General features: G+C 39.3%; 20 protein-coding genes and 1 pseudogene. 9 read left to right on the top strand and 12 right to left on the bottom strand.

The window, feature by feature from the left end:
• Positions 1 to 412: 412 nt before the first annotated feature.
• From EKM78_RS09165 to EKM78_RS09155, 3 genes are all read right to left on the bottom strand, one after another.
• Positions 413 to 2,770 carry a phosphoketolase family protein gene (locus tag EKM78_RS09165; protein ID WP_125771555.1) on the bottom strand — a complete coding sequence of 786 codons (2,358 nt, stop codon included), beginning with the start codon at positions 2,768 to 2,770 and terminating at the stop codon, positions 413 to 415.
• 91 nt (positions 2,771 to 2,861) lie between these two features.
• The gene (locus EKM78_RS09160; protein WP_125771553.1) at positions 2,862 to 3,590 is read right to left on the bottom strand and encodes a GntR family transcriptional regulator; all 729 of its coding nucleotides are present in this window, start codon (positions 3,588 to 3,590) and stop codon (positions 2,862 to 2,864) included.
• Between the two features lie 203 nt (positions 3,591 to 3,793).
• A complete protein-coding gene (locus EKM78_RS09155; protein WP_245995020.1) occupies positions 3,794 to 4,798 on the bottom strand; it encodes a choloylglycine hydrolase family protein in 1,005 nt (334 codons plus the stop codon).
• Positions 4,799 to 4,949: 151 nt separating this feature from the next.
• Between EKM78_RS09155 and EKM78_RS09150 the strand changes: the two genes are divergently transcribed.
• Entirely contained in the window at positions 4,950 to 5,897 is a 948-nt protein-coding gene (locus tag EKM78_RS09150) for a Dyp-type peroxidase (RefSeq protein WP_125771548.1), read from the top strand.
• 536 nt (positions 5,898 to 6,433) lie between these two features.
• Here EKM78_RS09150 and EKM78_RS09145 read toward each other — a convergent pair.
• The 3 genes from EKM78_RS09145 to EKM78_RS12980 all read right to left on the bottom strand — a co-directional run bounded on the left by EKM78_RS09145 (position 6,434) and on the right by EKM78_RS12980 (position 8,749).
• Positions 6,434 to 7,924 carry a PH domain-containing protein gene (locus EKM78_RS09145; RefSeq protein WP_125771546.1) on the bottom strand — a complete coding sequence of 497 codons (1,491 nt, stop codon included), beginning with the start codon at positions 7,922 to 7,924 and terminating at the stop codon, positions 6,434 to 6,436.
• Positions 7,914 to 8,399 carry a PH domain-containing protein gene (locus EKM78_RS09140; RefSeq protein WP_125771544.1) on the bottom strand — a complete coding sequence of 162 codons (486 nt, stop codon included), beginning with the start codon at positions 8,397 to 8,399 and terminating at the stop codon, positions 7,914 to 7,916. Before EKM78_RS09140 ends, EKM78_RS09145 begins: the two co-directional genes overlap by 11 nt.
• Positions 8,400 to 8,554: 155 nt before the next feature.
• Positions 8,555 to 8,749 carry a hypothetical protein gene (locus tag EKM78_RS12980; protein ID WP_125771541.1) on the bottom strand — a complete coding sequence of 65 codons (195 nt, stop codon included), beginning with the start codon at positions 8,747 to 8,749 and terminating at the stop codon, positions 8,555 to 8,557.
• Positions 8,750 to 8,994: 245 nt separating this feature from the next.
• Here EKM78_RS12980 and pgtP point away from each other — a divergent pair, with 245 nt between their 5' ends.
• Both pgtP and EKM78_RS09125 read left to right on the top strand, forming a co-directional pair.
• Positions 8,995 to 10,356 (top strand): phosphoglycerate transporter protein PgtP, encoded by a 1,362-nt coding sequence (pgtP, locus tag EKM78_RS09130; RefSeq protein WP_125771539.1) that lies wholly within the window; start codon positions 8,995 to 8,997, stop codon positions 10,354 to 10,356.
• A gap of 667 nt (positions 10,357 to 11,023) precedes the next feature.
• Positions 11,024 to 12,133, top strand: a complete 1,110-nt coding sequence (locus EKM78_RS09125; protein WP_125771537.1) for an SLC13 family permease — start codon at positions 11,024 to 11,026, stop codon at positions 12,131 to 12,133.
• A gap of 585 nt (positions 12,134 to 12,718) precedes the next feature.
• Here EKM78_RS09125 and EKM78_RS09120 read toward each other — a convergent pair.
• Positions 12,719 to 13,246: a PadR family transcriptional regulator gene (locus EKM78_RS09120; RefSeq protein ID WP_125771535.1), complete on the bottom strand. Its 528-nt coding sequence runs from the start codon at positions 13,244 to 13,246 to the stop codon at positions 12,719 to 12,721.
• Between the two features lie 109 nt (positions 13,247 to 13,355).
• Between EKM78_RS09120 and EKM78_RS09115 the strand changes: the two are divergent.
• Positions 13,356 to 13,902: pseudogene (locus tag EKM78_RS09115) on the top strand (phenolic acid decarboxylase).
• A gap of 203 nt (positions 13,903 to 14,105) precedes the next feature.
• Here the strand turns inward: EKM78_RS09115 and EKM78_RS09110 are convergent.
• Together EKM78_RS09110 and EKM78_RS09105 are read right to left on the bottom strand one after the other, a co-directional pair.
• Complete coding sequence (locus EKM78_RS09110) at positions 14,106 to 14,657, bottom strand: ClbS/DfsB family four-helix bundle protein (protein WP_125771532.1); 552 nt, start codon at positions 14,655 to 14,657, stop codon at positions 14,106 to 14,108.
• A gap of 99 nt (positions 14,658 to 14,756) precedes the next feature.
• Positions 14,757 to 15,245 carry a cysteine hydrolase family protein gene (locus tag EKM78_RS09105; RefSeq protein ID WP_125771530.1) on the bottom strand — a complete coding sequence of 163 codons (489 nt, stop codon included), beginning with the start codon at positions 15,243 to 15,245 and terminating at the stop codon, positions 14,757 to 14,759.
• 157 nt (positions 15,246 to 15,402) lie between these two features.
• On the opposite strand from EKM78_RS09105, the gene EKM78_RS09100 reads away from it, so the two are divergent.
• From EKM78_RS09100 to lplA, 3 genes are all read left to right on the top strand, one after another.
• Complete coding sequence (locus EKM78_RS09100) at positions 15,403 to 15,684, top strand: hypothetical protein (RefSeq protein WP_125771528.1); 282 nt, start codon at positions 15,403 to 15,405, stop codon at positions 15,682 to 15,684.
• Between the two features lie 105 nt (positions 15,685 to 15,789).
• Complete coding sequence (locus EKM78_RS09095; RefSeq protein ID WP_125771526.1) at positions 15,790 to 16,437, top strand: TetR/AcrR family transcriptional regulator; 648 nt, start codon at positions 15,790 to 15,792, stop codon at positions 16,435 to 16,437.
• Between the two features lie 64 nt (positions 16,438 to 16,501).
• A complete protein-coding gene (lplA, locus tag EKM78_RS09090) occupies positions 16,502 to 17,527 on the top strand; it encodes a lipoate--protein ligase (RefSeq protein ID WP_125771524.1) in 1,026 nt (341 codons plus the stop codon).
• A gap of 180 nt (positions 17,528 to 17,707) precedes the next feature.
• Here the strand turns inward: lplA and EKM78_RS09085 are convergent, their stop codons facing one another.
• On the bottom strand, positions 17,708 to 18,361 hold the full coding sequence (locus tag EKM78_RS09085) for a phosphatase PAP2 family protein (protein WP_125771522.1): 654 nt from the start codon (positions 18,359 to 18,361) through the stop codon (positions 17,708 to 17,710).
• Here EKM78_RS09085 and EKM78_RS12730 point away from each other — a divergent pair.
• Positions 18,350 to 18,745, top strand: coding sequence for a hypothetical protein (locus EKM78_RS12730; protein ID WP_164507278.1), 396 nt, complete (start codon positions 18,350 to 18,352; stop codon positions 18,743 to 18,745). The genes EKM78_RS09085 and EKM78_RS12730 overlap by 12 nt on opposite strands.
• 473 nt (positions 18,746 to 19,218) lie before the next feature.
• Here EKM78_RS12730 and EKM78_RS09080 read toward each other — a convergent pair whose 3' ends face one another.
• Both EKM78_RS09080 and EKM78_RS09075 read right to left on the bottom strand, forming a co-directional pair.
• A complete protein-coding gene (locus tag EKM78_RS09080; RefSeq protein WP_125771557.1) occupies positions 19,219 to 19,923 on the bottom strand; it encodes a VIT1/CCC1 transporter family protein in 705 nt (234 codons plus the stop codon).
• A 25-nt stretch (positions 19,924 to 19,948) separates the two neighbouring features.
• Positions 19,949 to 20,638 carry a VIT1/CCC1 transporter family protein gene (locus EKM78_RS09075; protein ID WP_125771520.1) on the bottom strand — a complete coding sequence of 230 codons (690 nt, stop codon included), beginning with the start codon at positions 20,636 to 20,638 and terminating at the stop codon, positions 19,949 to 19,951.
• A 253-nt stretch (positions 20,639 to 20,891) separates the two neighbouring features.
• Between EKM78_RS09075 and EKM78_RS09070 the strand changes: the two genes are divergently transcribed.
• Positions 20,892 to 21,359: a Fur family transcriptional regulator gene (locus EKM78_RS09070; protein ID WP_125709740.1), complete on the top strand. Its 468-nt coding sequence runs from the start codon at positions 20,892 to 20,894 to the stop codon at positions 21,357 to 21,359.
• Positions 21,360 to 21,699: the final 340 nt, after the last annotated feature.

The raw sequence follows: 21,699 nt of genomic DNA, 5'->3' as shown, positions 1-21,699 counted from the left end.
TATCCACGACCTTTCAAGGAACATCCTAAGTCGTAATGAATAAAGAAGAGGCTTATATGCTCATGAAAATTGGCATTGAGTATATAAGCCTCTTCTTAAATAAATGCATCAAAATAACCAAACCACGACGAGAACCGGTTTACCGCTTAGTGAAAGACCCAGCTTTGAGATGTCCGAAGTGGTTTTCTTCGGATAACTCAAAGTGGCGTCCATGGCGTTCCACGGCGTAATTCCTGGAACCCCCACAGGACCGGCAATGAACCACCACCCAACCTATACCCTCAAAAAAGTTCAAACACAAAAAAAGCATTCCTGATATTAAATATCAAGAATGCTTAATAGCTTTAACAAACGGAAAAATGTCTTAGCTCTAATTAAAAATTAGGAATGTGAAATTATTGAAGGTTTTGTTTTAAATATCCCATTTCCAACTAGTTACTTCTGGTAAATCATCACCGTTTTCACGGATATACTTGTTGTGCTTGTCAACAACAGCTTCCATCTCGTCAGCAAAGTCGCTAGCAGCGTCGCCTTGAACAGCAACTGCAGCTTCTTCAGCCAAGTGGAATCTGTCCATTTCGTTTACGACACGCATATCAAATGGAGTTGTGATATCACCGTTTTCACGGTAGCCATGTACGTAAAGGTTGTGGTTGTCACGATCGAAGAAGATTTCTTTGATGATATCTTCGAAGCCGTGGAATGCAAAGATTACTGGCTTGTCGATTGTGAAGATTTCGTTGAATTCTTCGTTAGTCAATCCACGAGGGTCAACTTCTGGTGCACGAAGTTTAAGTAAGTCAACGATGTTTACGAATCTTACTTTGATATCAGGTTTTGATTTTCTCAAGATGCTGATAGCAGCAAGTGATTCGATTGTTGGTTCTGTACCTACTGAAGCGAAGACAACATCTGGTTCGCCACCATTGTCGTTTGAAGCCCAGTCGATTACTTTGTATCCTTTATCAGCTAATTCTTGTGCTTCGTCCATGTTGAAGAATTGTAGACGAGGTTGTTTTGAAGTAACTAACAAGTTGATTTTTTCTTGGTCATCCAAAACCTTAGGCATAACAGCAAGCAATGAGTTTGTGTCAGCTGGGAAGTATTCACGGATGTATTCTGGTTTCTTTTCAGCCAAGTGAGTGATCAAACCTGGATCTTGGTGAGTGTAACCATTGTGGTCTTGTTGGAAAGCAGTTGAAGTAGCGATCACGTTAAGTGAAGGATACTTGTTTCTCCATGAAAGTTCGTTAGCTTTTCTTAACCACTTGAAGTGTTGTGTAAGCATTGAATCAACAACTCTCAAGAATGCTTCGTATGAAGCGAACATACCATGACGACCTGTCAATGTGTAACCTTCGTTAAATCCTTCAGCTTGGTGTTCTGAGAGTTGTGAATCGATGATACGACCTTCTGGTGCAACGTATTGGTCATTAGGTTCTTTAACTTGTTCCATCCATTGACGAGGTGAAGCTTCAAATGCGCCATATAGACGGTTTGACATTGTTTCATCAGGTCCGAAGATTCTGAATGTCTTAGGGTTATTTCTGATAACGTCACCTAAGTATTTACCTAAGTTGATCATATCTTGTGATTCGATTTGACCTGGCTTGTCGAATTTAAGTTCGTAATTCTTGAAGTCTGGTAAGTCTAATGGTTGAGGATCAACACCACCGTTTGTGATAGGGTTCATAGCCATACGCTTGTTGCCCTTAGGTGTGACGTCAGCAATTTCTTTCTTCAATGAACCATCATCGTTGAATAGTTCTTCTGGCTTGTAACTCTTCATCCAGTCAACTAAGGCATCGATATGTTCCATGTGGTTTTGGTCTACAGGAATTGGAATTTGGTGAGCTCTAAATGAGTTTTCAATTGGAACGCCATCCCATTCTTTAGGACCAGTCCAGCCCTTAGGAGCACGGAAGATAACAACTGGCCAGTTAGGCATCTTAGCATCATCTGCTGAGCCTTTTCTAGCTTCTTTTTGAATAGCTTGGATCTTTTCGATAGCTGCATCAAATACTTTAGCAGTTTCTGGGTGCATCTTAGCAGGATCGTCGCCTTCAACGAACATTGGATCCCAGCCCATACCTGTAAAGTATTCTGTCAATTCTTTATCAGTCTTACGTGACAAGATTGTTGGGTTAGAAATCTTGAATCCGTTCAAGTCAAGGATAGGTAGAACAGCACCGTCATCAACAGGGTTGATGAATGTGTTTGAGAACCATGATGCAGCAAGTGGACCAGTTTCTGATTCACCATCACCGATAACTACAGCAGCGATTTGATCAGGGTTATCAAGAATAGCACCAACACCGTGTGAAAGTGAGTAACCTAGTTCTCCACCTTCATGGATCGAACCTGGTGTTTCAGGAGCAGCGTGAGATGCAACACCGCCTGGGAATGAGAATTGTTTGAACAATTTCTTCATACCAGCTTCGTCTTGTGTGATCTCTGGATAATCTTCTGTATATGAACCGTCTAAGTAAGCGTTAGAAACCATAACTTGCCCACCATGTCCTGGTCCTTCAATATAGAACATGTTTAAGTCATATTTGTTAATAAGACGATTTAAATGAGCATAGATAAAGTTTTGTCCAGCAATTGTACCCCAGTGGCCAATTGGGTGAACCTTAACGTCCTCAGGTTTAACATCGCGTTTTAACAATGGGTTATCTTTAAAATAAAGTTGTCCAACAGAAATGTAGTTGGCAGCAAGCCAATATTTATCAATAAGGTTTAAATATTCTTTAGATGAATAGTCTGTCATTAGTACACTCTCCTTATGTATTTATCTAGTATGATATACGGTATTTTTATAAAAGTCAACCATTTATTTAATTGGACCGTTCCAATTAAAGCTATCTATTGTCTAGGTCAACGAATGAGTCGTACTTGAAATATTTATAGTGCAATTTCATAGTCGAAAATTCAAAAGGTGTTCCATCATTCAAGAAGAAAATACCTTCCATCAATCCGACTGGCTCATTAGCATTCAAGTCCAATAGTTCCTGTCCTTCTTCGTCAGAAGGAGCAGCCGTAATAGTTAAATAAGTCTTATTTACTTCTTGGTCAAGTTCAGTTTCAACGTAATTAAAAATCGATTCTGAAGCAATTTCCTCAGATAATTCAGGAGCCAATTTGATGGGAATATAGCCCGTTTCGATCATAAATGGGACCGAGTCGATCAGGCGCAAACGCTTGAAGGAGTAGACAAACTCACCTGGTTTTAAAAATAAATTATCCTGTAATTCCTCGTCAGGACGAACCACATCGAATTCTAAAACTTTGATGCTTGGCTTTTGTCCGTTGACTTGAAAACTATCAGTAATACCTAAGTTTTTCCCACTATAGTTGAATCCGGAATCTTGCTTTAAGTAAAGCGGATTAATGAAAGTCCCAGAACCACGTTTTTTAAAAATTATTCCTTGCTCAGCCATGTTGCCTAGTGCTCGTTTGATCGAGCTGCGACTGACAGCATATTGCTCCGCAAGAGATCGTTCGTCGGGTAATTTCATGTCAGGAAATTTGCCCTGCTCGATCTCTTTGCGAAGAGAAGCGATGATCTTTTTGTAGATTAAATCTGCCACGAAATCCTCCTATTATTTATTGGGTCGTACCAATAATTATTTTGGTTATCTCAATCGTTTGTAGTATATCCTATTTTTTCGAGAAATACCATCCCAATTATCGGATACGTGGCAATAAAAAAAGAGCTCAGGGCAAATAAGTTCCCCAAGCTCAATGGTTTCATCCTATCAAGTTGCGACGCAAAATAGAAATAAAATGCTTATTATTTATCATTCAAATTTGCAAATTGTTGGTCAGCAGCGACTGGAAATTGTTTAGTCTCCCTTTGATTCTTGATCAAATCGTCGGTCATAGCGACTGAATAAATGGTCCGATTATCATAAGGAACAAAATACATGACACGATTAGTTAAGTCTAAAACAGTTTGATACTGAGTGTAACTTGATTCATCGTTATCTTTGACGTTGACTCCACGAGGGATCGTTACGCTATCTAGCACGTGTAAGATCGTATTGACCGCTTGTTGAGCTGTTGCCGGCTGTTTAACATTCTCGCGAATGAAGGCGGTTCTGACGAAACGATCAACAGCAGTGTATCCACCAGGAAGTCTGAAGGTCCCATTTTGTCCCAAAGGAATGACTTCTTCATCCCCAAAAGTCTTGCCAGCAAAGTTATGCGGCTGAGCGCCTAAATAATTCGACAGATTAGTTTTGTGCCAATTGTAGTCTGGCGTATTGGTCATTACACCGACTTTGTCTTCTTGCAAGATCAAGCCATTTCCTTGTGGCTCCAAGATGTAAGTTGCACCAGTGGCATCGCTAAAAATAAAGTGCAATGGTTGATTGACGCCCATGACACCTTTGTTCGACTCGATGATGCGGACATCTTTTAGATGATCGTTCAAGTCTTCGATGCTCTTGTTGTTACCTAAGGCCCACAGCAAGAATTCTTCAGCAACGACGTTGACTGCACCGTCAGTTGGTTCTTGATCGTATTGAGCAGCGTGCGAAAAGTATAATTCAGCTGCGGAGAGGCCGTATTCGTTGAAGCCGTCTGCGATCATATAGTTTTTGCCAAACTTGGCACCCGTGCCCATGACTGCATATTTAGATGTATAAACTTTCTCATCGAAAGAAGACGTCCACTGATATTCCTCTGGTAAAAATGTTGGTGCTCCGTGTAATTCAAAGGCAAAGTCCATTGTCCGGGCTAAGAATTTTGAACCATCGAGAGCGGAAAAACTCAAGCTAGTGCACATAGTCGTCATCCTTTCGTTTGTTAATATTGATAAAATTATTATCTACTTATTGTCAATCAAAATTAATTCAAAATCAATAAATTGAACATTTACAATTTAATAAAGTTTTTCACTAATATGTAGTAAAATTAATTATAGTAAAAGAATTCGGAGGTAATTTATGTCAATTAATATCAAAGATTCTCAAGATGTATACAAAGATGCTGGTGAAAATGTAACTTTTGTTACTTTGAACTTGAAGAGAAAGGATCTCGATCAAGAGCATGATGTGATCTCAGAATTTGCCGATATGTCAAATTCGATCATCAATAGTATGCGCATCAGAAACCAAAACGACCAATTAGCCGTTGCTTGGGGCTTCAGTTCCGACGCTTGGGATTACTTGTTCCCAAATGCTAACAAGCCTAAAGAATTGGAACCATTCAAGGATATCAAGGGTCCTAAATACACAGCACCCGCAACTGAAGGTGATTTATTCTTCCACGTCCGTGCTAAAACTGAAGCAGTGGTTTACGAAGTAATGGATCAATTTATGGATATCTTGCGTCCAATTACTACTGTTGTCGATGAAACACACGGTTTCAGATATCTCGAGGGACGTGCCATCATTGGCTTCATCGATGGTACTGAAAATCCTGCTGGCGTTGAATCAATGGATTATACTTTGATCGACAGCGACGAAGATCCTGATTTTGCTAACGGATCATACGCTTTCTCACAAAAGTACATGCACAACATGCATGCCTGGAAGAACTTACCAACAGATGAACAAGAAAAGACTATCGGTCGTAGAAAATTCTCTGACCGCGAATTAGATGACGATGAAAAGTCACCTAACGCTCACAATATTGTTTCTAAAGATGAGCGTGACGGTGTTGAACATAAGATTGTCAGAATGAATGTGCCTTTCTCTAACCCATCAAAAGACAAAACCGGTACTTACTTCATTGGTTATTCTAAGAGCTGGGAGATCACTCACAACATGTTGACTAACATGTTCACCAAGAGCGACCGCCTCTTAGACTTTAGTACCCCAGTTTCCGGAACATTATTCTTCATCCCTTCAAAAACAGTCTTAGACCAGATCGCTGAAGGCGAATTATACTAGACTTTTGTTAAAGATAACGATTTGATTCGTTATCTTTTTTTTACTTTTTTTATTCAAATATTTAAACACAGAGAGCGGAGAGGCACGGTCAGCTGCTGAGGATTTAGGGACTGTCAGCAAAAAGGTGCGACGAAGTCGTGCCTGCTGACAGTTTCTAAACCGGAGGCCGCTGTGCCTCGGAGCTCGTTTCAACATCCTTGAGGATAAAGATAAACTCCACTATCAAAACCACCGCAAGTTTAGCTACACAAAATGGATAGCACAATCTTTTATCTGAAAATCAGTTTTTCTGACAGTTTCTAAACCGGAGGCCGCTGTGCCTCGGAGCTCGTTTCAGCATCCTTGAGGATAAAGATAAACTCCACTATCAAAACCACCGCAAGTTTAGCTACACAAAATGGATAGCACAATCTTTTATCTGAAAATCAGTTTTTCTGACAGTTTCCAAACCGGAGGCCACTGTCGTCTGGAACTCGTTTCCAACACGAAAAAGAGAGAGGATTTTCAATGTTGAAAAGTCCTCTCTCTTTTGTTCATCAATTAACCGCTTTATACCAATTCAATACTGCATCAACATCTTGTTCTAATTGATAGTTGGTATTGAACTTTCTATTAGTAGTTCCAGAGCGCAAATTAATAGTCAAACTGGCAACGCCCTTTTTTTCTAGCCAAATACTTTGCCGCTTTTCAGCTGATTGGATCGTTTCTCTAGGGATCAAAACTAATTGTTTAGTCATGACCCGGTTGTTTCTAATGGCAAGATAGTTTTCATCCAAAACTTGTGCCTTAGTCCGCTTCATCGTCAGGATCGCAGGGACATACCAAAAGCCGATATCGATGATAACTAAAGCTACGCAGAGCCATGGCCAAAAATGTAATAGCGCAATCAAGATAATGGCGTTAGCTAACGTTAATAGTGTCGCATTTCTTAAATTATAGTAATAAGTCCACTTGCTTGGTTGATAAGGACTAACTTTTTGAACGGGGATCGATGGGAAGAATTGATTCAAAAAACTGTCAACTTTGCCCACGATGATCACCGGCATCACAATAATATCTTTCTCACTATCGCCTTGCTTAGAATTGGAAATAATGACGAGTTGAACCGTTGCGATATTCAACCACTGCCGTAAAAGTGGTTGCTTAACTAAAACTGCTTGAACCCGTTTGAAGGAAATAGTTGTTTTCTTCGTCTTGAAAAAGCCTTTAGTCGTAATGAACTGATTGCTCTTTTCCACTAGTTTGAAGTTGTAGTACTGATTGATCAAAATCAAAACTGATCCGATGTAAAATAACAATAAGACTGCCACGATCAATAAAATCACGATCAAGATCCCTAAATGAGATGCTTGCTTGAATAAATATTCATACATTTGGTCACTAATTGCCTGTTCAAATTTCCCATAGGCTGCTAAAACTACTAATAACCCACTTAAAAAAGCTGGTGAAGTTAAGGCAAATTTGATCAGGTCTTTTTTAGTGATGGCGTAGGTATTGCTAGCCTGCTCATCATTTTTTTCATCAACACTGGCTGACTCTGTCTGTCCTGATGAAGTTGCAGACTCCGTCGGTACGGATTCTTGAGTAGTACCTTGATTCCGTAAGTTCTCCAATTGGTCCTTTAATTCAACGGGAACCGCGAAGAGCGTTACCTCTGACTTTTCAGCATGGCTAGCCGTTTCGATCTCCAATTTTTCGACCCCAAACGGTTTGAGGAAAAACCATTGATCAGTAGTAATGTTTTGGATCCGATCGTATGGAACGTGGTCATTGTGCCGAACAAAGATACCGTGTTTAACGACAATCTCGTCTCTTTTCAGTTGAAAAGTAAATCGAAAGAACCTGATCGTCGAAGTAGCCAGCACTAAAATCGTTACGATCACAACTAAGAGCAAAATCGGAACATTCGGCAAGACATTGGCGACCGCAATGACTGTCACGACGAAGGGCACGATCATGTTAATAATATCTCTGAATAAGAAATACAATAATGCAACTGGATGCAAATGCTGAGCGTTAGATGTCATTTCTGGCCTCCTTCGCTAGCTTCATGATCAATTCTTTCAGATTATCGGCTTCTTCTAATTTCAAACCAGCAATATCTTCAGCTCCTGCAGCGGTCACGACTTTAACTTTTTGCAAATGCTTCAACCGGATGATCGGTCCTTGGATCAAAGTGACATTTTGGACACGAGCTATCGGGATAATGATTTGTTTACGGAAGAAAAAGCCGTGATGAAGCTCAACTTGGCGATCGTCAATATAATAAGTCCAGAATTTGTAATGATATGGCACTATCGCCAATTGGAACAAGAATTCTAACACGCCATAAATAGCAATCACTAAAGTTATTCCATAGAGCCAGGGTTGCATGAATGCTGGAGCTAGAAGTCCCCAGATAAAAAATGGCACTGCGATCAACAAAACTATCACCAAGCCAATTGCTGCTCTGATCCGCCAGATCGATTTGATTTCCGCTGGTAGTTGCTTAACTTTATCCATTTCCCCTAATCCCCCTGTTTCATATAGGATATCAATTTCGTTGATTTTTACAACTAGCAAGGATCTAAGGATTTTTAACTGTCCTTCTCAGTGCCCTACTTCAAGTCAAAAAGTCGTACAAAAAAAGCCATCCAAGCGGATAGCTAATTATTATTTTACTCATTCTTTTTTACTCTTTCAGGTTGCGGGCGCCAATTATCTTTGACAAATACAATTGCGAAAGCTATCGATGCAATAGCTGATATCGCTAAAAATATCCGGCCAATAATAAAGGTTGGATCATTGGTCAGTTCTATTATCGTTACGATCATTGATACTAGGATAAACAACGTTAAACGTATGTTGGTCATTGGATCATCCCCCTTGATTTCACTTTCATTTTAACAGAACTTTTATCATTTTTTATCAAGTTAATTTTATCACTAATATACTTTCGGTGACAATTTCGGCTTATAACATGACCTATTAATTGATAATAATTGTTAATATATGACAAAAAAATATAAATTTCATTGACTTTTATCAATTATTTGTTCATTATGAAAACGGTTACTTATCAAGTGATCAAAAATATGCCATCAGGGGAGGCATTAATATGGGCTTTTTAACACCACCTACCACCAATAAGATGGTGCCGAAAAATAAGATCGACCCAACTTACAAGAAATTACGTTGGCAAGTTTTCATCGGTATTTTTATTGGTTATGCAGGTTACTACCTACTCCGGAATAACTTTTCATTAGTAATTCCTAAATTGGTCGATGAAGGTTTTTCCAAAACTCAACTGGGGATCGCGTTCTCAGCTGTATCTATCGCTTACGGTTTCAGTAAATTCTTTAGCGGGATAATTTCTGACCGTAGTAATGCACGTATCTTTTTACCGTTAGGATTGATCCTAACAGCTATCATCAACTTGATGTTCGGATTCATCCCAGCTTTGACTCAATCGATCACAGCAATGTTCATCTTGCTATTCTTGATCGGTTGGTTTGAAGGTATGGGCTGGCCGCCTTCAGGACGTGTTTTGACTCACTGGTATTCCGTTTCTGAACGTGGAGGCTGGACCTCGACGTGGAATATCGCTCACAACGTCGGTGGAGCTTTAATGGCACCACTAGCTGCGTTTGGTATTACCTTTTTTGCTGCCAACATCACTGGTATGAAATCATATACTGGTGCTTTTATTATTCCCGCGATCGTTGGTATTATTGTTGCAATCATTGCTTATATTCTGATTCGTGATACACCCGAATCGCAAGGTCTACCACCTATCGAAACTTACAAAGATGACTATCCAAACGAAGAACACGAAATGTTTGAAACAGAAATGACAGCCAAAGAGATCTTGTTCCAACACGTTTTAAATAACAAATGGGTTTGGATCATTGCCTTTGCCAATATTTTTGTTTACTTCGTTCGTTACGGTGTCGAAAATTGGGCACCAGCATTCTTAACGGAAATGCGTAACATCTCGTTACAAGGTTCATCGAATTCATACATGATCTACGAACTAGCCGGGATCCCAGGAACGATCTTTGCTGGTTGGGTTTCCGACAAACTATTCAAAGGACGCCGTGGTCCTGCAGGATTCAGTTTCATGCTCATAGTCAGCATCTTCGTCATCATGTACTGGAAAGCTACTAACCTAACAATGATCAACATTTCCTTATTCATGATCGGATTCTTGATCTACGGACCAGTAATGTTGATCGGATTACAAGCACTAGATTCAGTACCGAAAAAAGCAGCCGGAACAGCAGCCGGACTAACAGGCTTATTCGGCTACTTATTCGGATCCGTAGCGGCCAACGCCATCATGGGACTAATAGTAGACCACATGGGCTGGACAGCCGGATTCATAACAATCTTCATGTCCTGCCTAATAGCAGCCGCCTTATTCGCCTTAACTTGGAACTTACGTGGACAAGAAATCGTGCCTAAAGACGAAAGAAAATAAAAAAACATAGAGAGCAGAGAGGCACGGTCAGCTGCTGAGGATTTAGGGACTGGCAGCACAAAGGTGCGGCGAAGCCGTGCCTGCTGACAGTTGCTAAACCGGAGGCCGCTGTCGCCTGGAGCTCGTTTCAACATCCTTGAGGATAAAAATAAGCGCCACTATCAAAACCACAGAAAGTTTAGCTACCAACAATAGAATGCACTATCTCTTCAGCAAGTTTAGAAAATGACCAACAGCTTGCAACTAAACAGTGTTTCTGTCAATAGCATCTATACTTGCAAAGGAAGCTTCAACATCCTCAAGGATAAAGCAAAACTATATTTAGACCACCAATGTTCACGGATAACAACTGTACTAGTAATTAAGTACCCACAAGATCCGAGCAACTTCGATAGTCTAAAACCCAAATTTACCAAAATAATTCCATTTAGTCATTTTCCCAAAAAAGAAGTTGGATAATTTCCAACTTCTTTTTTATTACCAGCATTTATTGAATTTATTCTATAGTCCATGTTGACCCTATCGCTTTCAAAGTTCACAATGAACGGTGGACTAATTCCACATATTTTTATAAATAAAAATCAATATCATTATGTATAATATATATAGTGTGTATTTTTTAAAGCTTAATATTTTTATGGGTTAATTTCCTAGGGGAAGAGCATATATGAATGTCTTAAAACGAGTTTTCTCGGACAAGGTGCTGTGGATCGCTGGTGCGGCCGCGATCATTACATCTTTTATCAGTCCGCCACAGCTTTCAGATATTAACTGGAAAACTATTACTTCACTACTTTCGATGATGATAATTATCCAGATTTATGATTACCTTGATGTACTAAAGTACTATGCAGCGTATTTAACTAGAAGCGCCAAAACGACTCAACAACTAATGTTTATGTTAGGTAGTTTATCGTTTTTTGGCGCAATGTTTTTGACTAACGACGTTACGATCCTAACGCTGGTCCCACTTTTTTATAAAATCACTAAGAGTTTGAAGATAAATCCGATTTATCCAGTGATTTTGATTACACTAGCCGCCAACCTTGGTAGTATTTTCATGCCGTTTGGTAATACACATAATTTATTCATCTTGACTCACTTTAATTTGAATATTAGTCAATTCTTTGTAATGTCAACGCCGATCACGATTGTTAACTTTATTGTTGTTTTCATCGTGACTCGCTTTTTCAAAAAAACTAAAATTGAACTCCATAAGTTACCTTCGGTTGAGCTTAATATTCCACATTTGACGCTTACTTTGATGGTTACTGTCGTGATTTTCTTGGGTATTTTCTCCGCTATCCCAATGTGGTCATCATTAGTGGCCGCTTTGCTTCTGGTCGTGTTTATTAATCCCAAGATTTTACAGGTGGTTGATTATTCCATCGTGCTGATCTTTATGTGTTTCTTTATCGCCGTTGGTAATATTAATCGAGATCCTTCGATTGTTAATCATTTGTCTGGTTTGATCCAGACTAAGACTGGTACTTATTTGACTTCGATCATTACTTCGCAGTTTATTAGTAATGTTCCTACTACTATTTTGGTTTCTAAGTTTTCTAACTATATTCATGCTATTTTTCTTGGTACTAATATTGGTGGTTTGGGTACTGTGGTTGGTTCTTTGGCTAACTTGTTGGCTTTTAAGCACTATCGGTTTTATTTTAAAGAGAATGTTGGTAAGTATTTGGTTTCGTTTTCGGTTATTAACTTTAGTTTGTTGATTATTTTAGGGATCGTTGGGTTCTTTTTGATCGATATTATTCCTACTTAGATTTTGTTGCTTCTGATTGTTTTTTGATCAGGAGCTTTTTTTATTGATGTGAGAGAGCTATGGCAGACAGAGGCGTTTTACTTTGCTGGAGTTCTGTTAGTTTGTTTGGTTGTTGGGGTGTGGAGGTAGTTGTTTGGTTGTACGTTCAATGCCGACTCCGGGGCCCGGGGATAGAGATATAATATCCCCCCTTGGGTTGAGTTTTACCGATTTATTTTGATCAAGTTGGCACTGTTTGCGCGTCCTATTTCTCACATGTCTATCTCAGGCTTTATCTTTTCTGGTGGGAATAGGAGCTTCCTTTTCTTGTTTCTATATATTCTCTTTTTGGATTACTTATTCTTTCCTCGGTTCGCGGGACTTTGCTCCGCTCATTTTTGTTTTTTGGGTACATTGCTGTTGTTGCTTTTCTTTGTTTGTTGGTTTGATAAGAGTTGATATTATGCTTGTTCTCTTGCTTTCGCTTCTGGCTTGCGTTCTTGTTTCTCTCGTACTCTCGCCTTTTTCTTTACTTCTATATCTTCAATATTATTTTAAAGGGACTAATTCAACGAATTAGTCCCTTTTTTGTCTTTTTTTCTCTTTTTAATTTATCTCGTCTAGCCACTTGAGATAGTCTGTTTCTCTTTGGATGGCATGCTTTAAAACGTTGTAGTGACCGTTTTGTTGTTGTTTTTCCTTTTCCGTTGGAAACTTGTCTTTTAATTGTTGTTTTAAATGATTTAGCTTTTCTGCTCTTGCTTGCTTTTGCTCATTGATCATTTCTGGTAATAACGGAGAATTTTTACTGTCTATGAAGTAGAGTTTTAGGATAAATTCATCGTGACTGTTGTCGGCCTCTGAGGGTTCTTTTAGCCATTCCTGGAAAGCTGCTTTTCCAGCTGTTGTGATGTCATAGCTTTTCTTGACTAATTTAGGTCCTGCTTGTTCTTCGTGGTGCGTTATTAGCTGATCTTTTTCCATTTTCTTTAATAATGGATAGATCTGGCTGTGATTGGCGGTCCAGAATTCTCCGATGTCACTGTCGAAGGCCTTGGTCAAATCGTATCCTGTTTTAGACTCAATGTTTAATAATCCTAGGATTATGAACTGGAGTCTATTTTTTTGTGCCATTTTGTTAATTTCTCCCTTGACTTTGCTTTGTGATGAGTATACCCTAATCAAGTAAACAAAAACATGTAATTAATTACATGTTAATAATTACTAAGAAAGAAGTAATGATATGACTGATACAAAATTTAAAACACTTGATGACTTTTTAGGGACGCATTTTATTTATACTTATGACAATGGTTGGGAATATGAATGGTACGCTAAGAATGACCATACGGTCGACTATCGTATTCACGGCGGTATGGTCGGTGGTCGGTGGTCGGTGGGTGACTGACCAAGAAGCTGACATTGTTATGCTTACTGAAGGTATTTACAAAATTTCTTGGACTGAACCTACTGGAACTGATGTAGCGCTTGATTTTATGCCTAATGAAAAGAAGCTGCACGGTACTATCTTTTTCCCTAAGTGGGTCGAAGAACATCCCGAGATCACTGTTACTTATCAAAATGAACATATCGATTTGATGGAAGAATCTCGTGAAAAATACGAAACTTATCCAAAACTAGTTGTCCCTGAATTTGCTAATATCACTTACATGGTCAACGCTGGTCAAAACAATGAAGATGTCATTTCTGAAGCACCTTATACTGAAATGCCAAACGATATTAGAAATGGTAAATACTTTGATGAAAATTATCATCGTATCAACAAATAATCTAATTCCATCACTCCTTGATCTGAAAATAGACAGTACACAACTGGCATAATGTATAAAAAGAAACTACGATTCTCGCACTTGAGAACGTGGTTTCTTTTTTATATAACTACCACCACAAGAATGGCAACTGAGGATGACTACTCAAAAAATTCCACGCAAAAAGCCGAAACATGAAACGTTTCGGCTTTTTCATTAAATAATTAGGCGTTTTGTGCCTCGCTCTTTCGCATGGTGAAGTTCTTCCACTTGCGAACTTGGCGGCTGTAGTTAGTAAAAGGCGAGATTGCATTGATCCTGATCCATTTTGAAACTGGCCACATTGCTTTAGTAGTAGCCCATTTCCGTTGACCTGGCTTGAACAACTCGTCTTCGGGCATTTTGTCGACCCATTCTAGTAATTCCTTAACTACTCGACCTAATTCTTTTTCCTCTTTTTGCAGACCCTCACTGCCATACTTGACGTTGAAGTCGTCATATAGTTGTCTCATTTGATCCCATTTATATCCTGGCGTTGGGGTAGTTATTTCTTGTCCGCTTTCCTCGGCTTTTTCCCAGGAGAGGATCATATGGATCCAACCTACTTGATATGACAACATTTCACGTGGAGTTTTGTCGACTTGATCGATCCTATCGTCGGCATCGCTGTCAGAAATTCCCTCATATTCACTGATGAACTTTTGATAGCTATCCTTCAAGTGTTCGATCAGATCTGCTGAATTTTTATATCCCTGCATATTTTCGCTACCTTTCATTAGATTCGAAAGACTAGACTCCTACAGATTCTATTATAGTCCCCAGAAATGGTAATTGTTCAAAATATGCTCATAACATATATATTCTTAAAAATATCATTATATGAATGTTAAAAAATTACTATCCCAAATGTTTTCACAAAAGCTGATTGTTTCCTGAGCAGTCATGAATTCATTATCGTAAGTTGTGGTCATTTCAGGCCTCATGTATAGCTCGTAGCCTAACCCGTGTGCCATTGTGACGGTTGCGTTAACGCAGTATTCCGTTTGCAAGCCACAGATCTCTATCTGGTTAAGATCGTTATCCGTTAACAAATCGTTGAGTTCTGTTTTGTAAAAAGCATTTAGATGTGTCTTTTGCACTGTCATATCTTCTGGTGTCGCTAACAAGTTATCTGCCAATTGCCACTCTTTGCTGCCGGGCAATAGTCCCTTTTCCGTATGCTGAATAAAAATCACTGGTGCTCCAGCTGCTTGATATTCCTTGATCCGCTGATTGATCCTCTCGATCAACTCGTTAAAATTGTAAGCATCCGAAAATCCCTTTTGCATATCCATTACTAGTAAAACTTGAGCCATTTTTGACATATTGATCTCCTTTTGATTTTTTAAAAAATATATAAGACAATATTAATATAATTATTGACATTATTTCTGATAGTGTTATATTTAAGTTGCAGATGAGATAGTGAGTACTCACCCGCAAATATTATTTAGAAATTATATAGAATAGAGGTTGGTTATTATGTTTACAACAATGTTTTGGATTTTAGCAGTTTGGTTCGTGATCAACGTTATCTGGATGTGGTTTGTAATGGATAACTCAAACCTTGAAAAGACTTTCGCTTGGATCAATGTTGTTGCGATCGTCGTTGGGTTTTGGGTATACTTTGCCGCAACCAAAGTTGGTGGCATTGATACTTGGTTCAACGCCCTCAACTACATCAATATTATCGTAGCTGCCATTCAATTTTACATTGGATACCATGGCATCGACAAGTCTAGTCATTCCACACACCAAGCATAATTTCTAGATTTCATTTTTCCTACTGGGGTTAAATAGCCAATAACGCGGGCTATTTAACCTTTTTTGTTTTAAAATAGAAGTATCACTTGTGAAAGGGTCATCATCATGCATAACATTATTAGTATTTACGAGAACTCGCCAGAAACTCACGGACTGACTGAGAAACAATTAAAAATATTCAAATCGGCCATCGAGCTGTTTTCTAAGAAAGGCTATGCCAATACTAGTACCAAGGAAATTGCCGAAAATACTGGTGTTTCAGAAGGTAGTATTTTCAAAAAATTTAAAAATAAAGAAGAACTGCTCTTCTCGATCTTGAATCCACTCTCTCGCAATATCTTACCTCAAGTCGTTAATGAGTTTTCTGAAGAAACTTTGCAAATACGTTATGAATCCCTTCACGATTTTGTTTCAGCCATCGTTCACAACCGAAATATTTTTGTGAAAGAAAACGTCGACGTCATCAAAATATTTGTCGACGAATTTATTTATGACCTACGGATCCGCGATAAAATGATCAAGGCGATCCCCTACAAATATATCAAGAGTTTTAATGATGTCTTAAATGACTTAAAAAAGCGTAAATTGATGATCGATTGGTCAAATAGTGAGATCTTCCGAACGATTTTTTCAGCTTATTTTGGCTACGTTGCCGAACATTTTTTGATCTTCCCAGATATGAAGTATGACGAAAAGACCGAATTAGAGCACACGATAGCTTCAATTGAAAAAGCACTGTCTCCCGAACCTTAGAGTTTTGGATTTTAAATGAAATGGCTTACAATGAAACCATGTCAATTTAAGAGGGAGTGTTTGTATGTTTTTCATCGATACATCTAGAAACGGAAAGCCGGTTTATAACGCGATCGTCAATCAATCGCTAGACAATTATTTAGTCAACGACCTAAAATTACCAGGCCACGGCTTGATCATGTATATTAACAATCCATCAGTCATCGTAGGTGTCCATCAAAATGCCTACGCCGAAGTCAATTTTCCCTATTTGAAAAAGAATAATATTCAATTAGTTAGACGGACTTCTGGTGGTGGCGCTGTTTATCATGATTTTGGGAATTTGGTTTTTGAAAATATTGTGATCGATAACGACGACCATTTTGGTGATTATGAATATTTTGCTAAGCCAATTGTGGACGCGCTCCACGATATGGGTGCCAAGGATGTTGAGATGCGTGGTCGCAATGATATTGTGGTTAACGATAAGAAGTTCTCTGGCATGACAATGTTCAAAGTTGGTCATTCTTACGCTGCCGGGGGGACATTGATGTTCGATCTCAGCATGGAAACAGCCAACGAGGTCTTAACGCCAGAACAAGATAAGCTAGAATCTAAGGGTGTTAAGTCAGTCAACACGAGGATCACGAATATCAAAGATTACTTGGACGAGCCTTTTAGAAGCATGACTGCCGACCAATTCAAGATCGAGCTATTAAAGCGCATCTTCCACGCCGATTCGCTAGAAGATATTGAAACATACAAGCTAACCGACAAAGACTGGCAGATCATCGATTCACGTCTAGAAGGCAAATACGACACAGATGCCTGGAACTACGGCGAAAATCCAGGCTTCACCAACTACGTCTCCAAACATTTTGACATCGGGACCGTAGCCTTCAACTTCTCGCTAGCAGACAACAAAATTTCCAACGTCAAAATATACGGCGATTTCATCACCGGCGGCGACATAACCTTAATTGAAAAAGCCTTGACCGGAGCAGAATTCACCGAATCCGCCCTGACCAAAGCACTAGAAACCGTCGACCTCAAAGCCAATCTAGGCCAAATTGACGCAAAACCACTAGTTGACTTATTACTATCAAAATAAAAGCAAACAAGCGATGCTCCAGAAAAATTCTGGACAGCATCGCTTGTTTTTTGGAAACGAGCTACTGTTGATACCGGCCTCCGGTTTAGAACCTATCAGCGAGCACTGCTTCGCAGCACTCTTTGCTGATAGCCTCTAAATCCTCAACAGCTAACCATCAACCTACGCTCTCTTTTTTCATTACTCATCTTTTAAAACGGCATTGGCTTTTTGATAAAACCGCAAATATAGCAACTGCGAAAATTTCCACCAAGCAAAAGCCAACAGCAGACTGCCTAAAACATCGGACGGATAATGGACACGCAAATAGATTCGTGAGATCACAACAATAATCAACCAAACAATCATCAAAACCCGCAACCAAAAACGACTACCAGCTTCAACGATCCGTGGAACCAAAATCCCTAAAATAAACAAAACTAAAATGGTAGATCCAAACACATGACCACTAGGAAAACTAAAGCCAAATGCTCCACCAACAATATCATGTGGTCGTGCCCGGTGCACCAGGATCTTAAACAAATAAGCCACAAAATAGCCATCTAAAATAGTAAAGGCGATCCACAAAGCAGTAACACGCTCTTTAATAAAAATAAAAAAGGCAATCATAATCCCAGAAAAAATCAAAACTGCAACAGGACTACCCAGCAAAGTAACAAAAGAATAAAATCGAGCCCAAAGCGACCCAGCTTTAATAGTCATCAAATGTTGAATCATCTTATCAATATCGAACAGCCAACTAGCCTGCAAAGACACAGCAAGCATCAACAAGAAAAATAACAAAAAAAGTGCAAAGCAGGCAATACCGCGATTCTCTCTACGTTGAAAAATCATAAAATTCACTTCCACAACTTGAATCAATTAAATTCGTCTTTAAGTGTTAATTGTATAAATTTAATTGTAAAAAAACAAGCTAGAAAGCCAGTAAAAGAAGCTAACGAAGTCCCAAATAAGGCAACATCTCAGAACAACCAAAGCGAGAGCACGAGAAACGAGTGCGCAAGCCAGAAGCAAATAAATAGAGAAAAAAAAAATCACCAGAGCCAGGCAAGAGTGCAAGGCACGAGCACGCGAGCCAGAAGCGAAAGCAAGAGAAGAAAAAATATATTAACTCTTATCTATCCAACAAACAAAGAAAAGCAACAACGGAAATGTATGTCAGGAAACAAAATGAGCGGAGCAAAGTCCCGCGAACCGAGAAAAGAGTCAGTAATCTAGATAGAGTTTATATCCTAGCAAAACAAGGAAGCCCTTACTCCCACCAGAATAGATAAAGACTGAGATAGACATGTGAGAAATAGGACGAGCAAACAGTGCCAATTTGTAGAAAATAAATCGGTAAATCTCAACACAAAGGGGGATATTGTCTCCATCTAGACGGAGGGGCCCGGGGATACAGACCTCAGTACCCAAATTTCTCTTGGCGACGAAGGAGCTTAGAGAAAGACCGAGTTTTGAGATGCCTGGGCGAACTTCCCAGGTAGCTCAAAATCGCGTCGGGTACGTTCCAGCGTCTGTATCCCCGGGCCCCGGAGTCGGCATTGAACGTAGCAACCAAACAACTACCTCCCACCCCAGCTAACCAAACAAACTATCAACCTCCAGCAAAATAAAACGCCACTGTCTGCCATAGCTCTCTCACATCTTTAACAGCAAAAAAAATAGCCAGCACCAGCCAGCTAAAAATAAAATTATTTCAACAAAATACCAACAGAATAGTGAATAATCATAGTAATAATACCAACAATAATATTACGATAAATAGCAACCTTAACCAAACCATCACCAAGCTTAGCACTAAGATATCCAGTCAAAGCAACCGAAGCAATAACCGCCAAAATAGTACCTTGCCACTGCAAACTAACAGGCAACAAAGACATAGCAGCAAGAGGGAAAATACCACCAGCCGAAGCAGCAACCAAAGAAGAAAAAGCAGCATTCCAAGGACTCATATAATGACCTAATTCCAAATCATACTTAACACGAATAACCGTCCCCAAAGCATCCTTCTTCATCAACTCGTTAGCAATATCGTAAGAAGTAGCAGAAGTAACCCCACGATCAATATAATAATTAGCGACCGCATCCAACTCACTCTGAAAATCTTGTTTCAACAAAACTCTTTCCTTCTCAACAACAGCTTTCTCAGTATCCTTCTGCGAACTAACAGAAGCATACTCACCAGAAGCCATTGAAAAAGCACAAGCAATCAAATCCGACAAACCAGCGATAAAAATCGTAAACTGATTAGTCGTAGCAACAGCAACAGAGAAAAGCACACCAACAACAGTTAAAATACCATCATTCGAACCTAAAACTCCGGCACGTAGTGTGTTTGACCGTTCGGCCATTGTTTGTTTTTGTTTCTTTGGTTTAGACATACTGATTGATTTCATCAATTTAACTTAGTCCCTTCTATTATTAGTGTGCGAATAACAATCCAATGCCATATGTGACACCCATCGTCAATAATCCAGAAACAACGTTTCTTAAAGCGGCCTTGCCTCTATTGGCGTTACCTAAAACGGCAGCCGTATAACCAGTGATCACTAACGCAATAACAACAGCGATCATAGTTGAGATCAATTTGATTCTTTCAGGGAATAATGTAATAGAAAGTAATGGTAATAATGAACCTGTTGGAAATGAGATCATAGATGCTAGTGCAGCAGCAATCGCACTAGTCTTTTCTTTTGGATTGAAACCATATCTCTCTCTGACAGCCGTATCGATCTTGTCACCTTCAAGCATTTCTTTAGTAGCTCTTGCGGCGAGTTCTTCCGGTATTCCTGTCTTATGATACTTATCTTTGATAAACTTAAATTCTTTATCATAGTCAGCATCCAAAGCCGCCGATTCTTTTTCGATGGCCCGACGCTCAGAGTCTCTTTGGGTACTTACGGAAACCCATTCGCCCATAGCCATGGAAATAGTCCCGGCTAACATACCGGCGATCCCGGCTAGGAAGATGGCGTAACTATTATTAGTAGCTCCAGCAACACCAATAACAATACCAGCAACGGAAACGATCCCGTCGTTAGCACCCATAACGCTGGCACGCATGATATTGATCTTCTCGGCCAGACTTGTCTTTTTCTTAGCAATTTGCATTATACTCGCTCCTTTAATTCGGTCTTCTAAAATGTCGTTATTAGCTAGATTGGAATGGTTCTCATCTGTTATCGAATCTATATTAACGTTATTATTCATAAAAGTAAACTATAAACGTCTACTTTTTGTAGGATTTTTTCGATTAATCGCTTTCAAATAGTATTGATTTTTAATTAAGAAATACAATTAACTTGTAATCATTATTAAAAAGGTGTTTTAATGAACATAGATATATTAGAAAGGAAGGACTCTTATGGCTACAAAGAATGTTGCAGATAAAACTTTGCAGGTTTTAAAGGATAATAAGTTACGTGTGACGCCTCAACGGCATCTAATTTTGTCTTATTTGGCTAGTCATCATAACCATCCCTCTGTTGATACCATTCATGCTGCTTTAAGTAAGGAACTTCCCAATTTAGGTGCATCGACCATCTACAATACTTTGAACACTTTTGTCGAACGAGGATTGGTTATTGAGCTGCAGAATGGTGATGGCAGTACGCATTACGATTATTTCGGTACGCCGCACTACCATGCTATTTGTACTAATTGTGGTAAGATCGTTGATGTTACTTATGAGGGTTTTGGTAAGGATGAGAAGCAATTTGAGAAACGTACTGCTGAGTTGTCTGGTTATATGATTTCTGGTAATCATATGGAGGTTTACGGGCTTTGTCCTGAGTGCCAGATCAAGCTTGGGTTACGTCGAGCTGATAGTTGATTGCATTCCCTGTTTTGGGGGAGTGCTTTTTTTGTACCAAGATGTAATAGAGCTATGGCAGACAGAGGCGTTTTGCTTGGGGCGCGTTTTGTTAGTTTAGTTAGTTTAGTTAGTGAGATAGAGGTAGTAGTTTGATGCTACGTTCAATGCCGACTCCGGGGCCTGGGGATACAGCCACTGGAACGCTGCCGACATCGATTTGAGCTCCTCGAAGAAGACCACTTCGACGATCTCAAATACGAGTCTTATTCTAAGCGGTAAAACGGTTCTTGTTGTACTTTGGTTAGCCATCAAGAAATTCATCAAGATCTAGGTTGCCTGTTGATTCCAAAAAGACTAG

Origin of the sequence: Companilactobacillus furfuricola, from assembly GCF_003946325.1 — a bacterium.
GTDB lineage: Bacteria > Bacillota > Bacilli > Lactobacillales > Lactobacillaceae > Companilactobacillus > Companilactobacillus furfuricola.
The sequence above is the reverse complement of the archived record's forward strand: the minus strand, read 5'-3'. Positions and strand labels throughout refer to the sequence as shown.

Excerpts from the sequence above, each read along its gene's own strand:
- EKM78_RS09165 (WP_125771555.1), bottom strand. The coding sequence starts at position 2,770 with ATGACAGACTATTCATCTAAAGAATATTTAAACCTTATTGATAAATAT.
- EKM78_RS09155 (WP_245995020.1), bottom strand. The coding sequence starts at position 4,798 with ATGACGACTATGTGCACTAGCTTGAGTTTTTCCGCTCTCGATGGTTCA.
- EKM78_RS09150 (WP_125771548.1), top strand. The coding sequence starts at position 4,950 with ATGTCAATTAATATCAAAGATTCTCAAGATGTATACAAAGATGCTGGT.
- EKM78_RS09145 (WP_125771546.1), bottom strand. The coding sequence starts at position 7,924 with ATGACATCTAACGCTCAGCATTTGCATCCAGTTGCATTATTGTATTTC.
- EKM78_RS09140 (WP_125771544.1), bottom strand. The coding sequence starts at position 8,399 with ATGGATAAAGTTAAGCAACTACCAGCGGAAATCAAATCGATCTGGCGG.
- EKM78_RS12980 (WP_125771541.1), bottom strand. The coding sequence starts at position 8,749 with ATGACCAACATACGTTTAACGTTGTTTATCCTAGTATCAATGATCGTA.
- pgtP (WP_125771539.1), top strand. The coding sequence starts at position 8,995 with ATGGGCTTTTTAACACCACCTACCACCAATAAGATGGTGCCGAAAAAT.
- EKM78_RS09125 (WP_125771537.1), top strand. The coding sequence starts at position 11,024 with ATGAATGTCTTAAAACGAGTTTTCTCGGACAAGGTGCTGTGGATCGCT.
- EKM78_RS09120 (WP_125771535.1), bottom strand. The coding sequence starts at position 13,246 with ATGGCACAAAAAAATAGACTCCAGTTCATAATCCTAGGATTATTAAAC.
- EKM78_RS09110 (WP_125771532.1), bottom strand. The coding sequence starts at position 14,657 with ATGAAAGGTAGCGAAAATATGCAGGGATATAAAAATTCAGCAGATCTG.
- EKM78_RS09105 (WP_125771530.1), bottom strand. The coding sequence starts at position 15,245 with ATGTCAAAAATGGCTCAAGTTTTACTAGTAATGGATATGCAAAAGGGA.
- EKM78_RS09100 (WP_125771528.1), top strand. The coding sequence starts at position 15,403 with ATGTTTACAACAATGTTTTGGATTTTAGCAGTTTGGTTCGTGATCAAC.
- EKM78_RS09095 (WP_125771526.1), top strand. The coding sequence starts at position 15,790 with ATGCATAACATTATTAGTATTTACGAGAACTCGCCAGAAACTCACGGA.
- lplA (WP_125771524.1), top strand. The coding sequence starts at position 16,502 with ATGTTTTTCATCGATACATCTAGAAACGGAAAGCCGGTTTATAACGCG.
- EKM78_RS09085 (WP_125771522.1), bottom strand. The coding sequence starts at position 18,361 with ATGATTTTTCAACGTAGAGAGAATCGCGGTATTGCCTGCTTTGCACTT.
- EKM78_RS09080 (WP_125771557.1), bottom strand. The coding sequence starts at position 19,923 with ATGAAATCAATCAGTATGTCTAAACCAAAGAAACAAAAACAAACAATG.
- EKM78_RS09075 (WP_125771520.1), bottom strand. The coding sequence starts at position 20,638 with ATGCAAATTGCTAAGAAAAAGACAAGTCTGGCCGAGAAGATCAATATC.
- EKM78_RS09070 (WP_125709740.1), top strand. The coding sequence starts at position 20,892 with ATGGCTACAAAGAATGTTGCAGATAAAACTTTGCAGGTTTTAAAGGAT.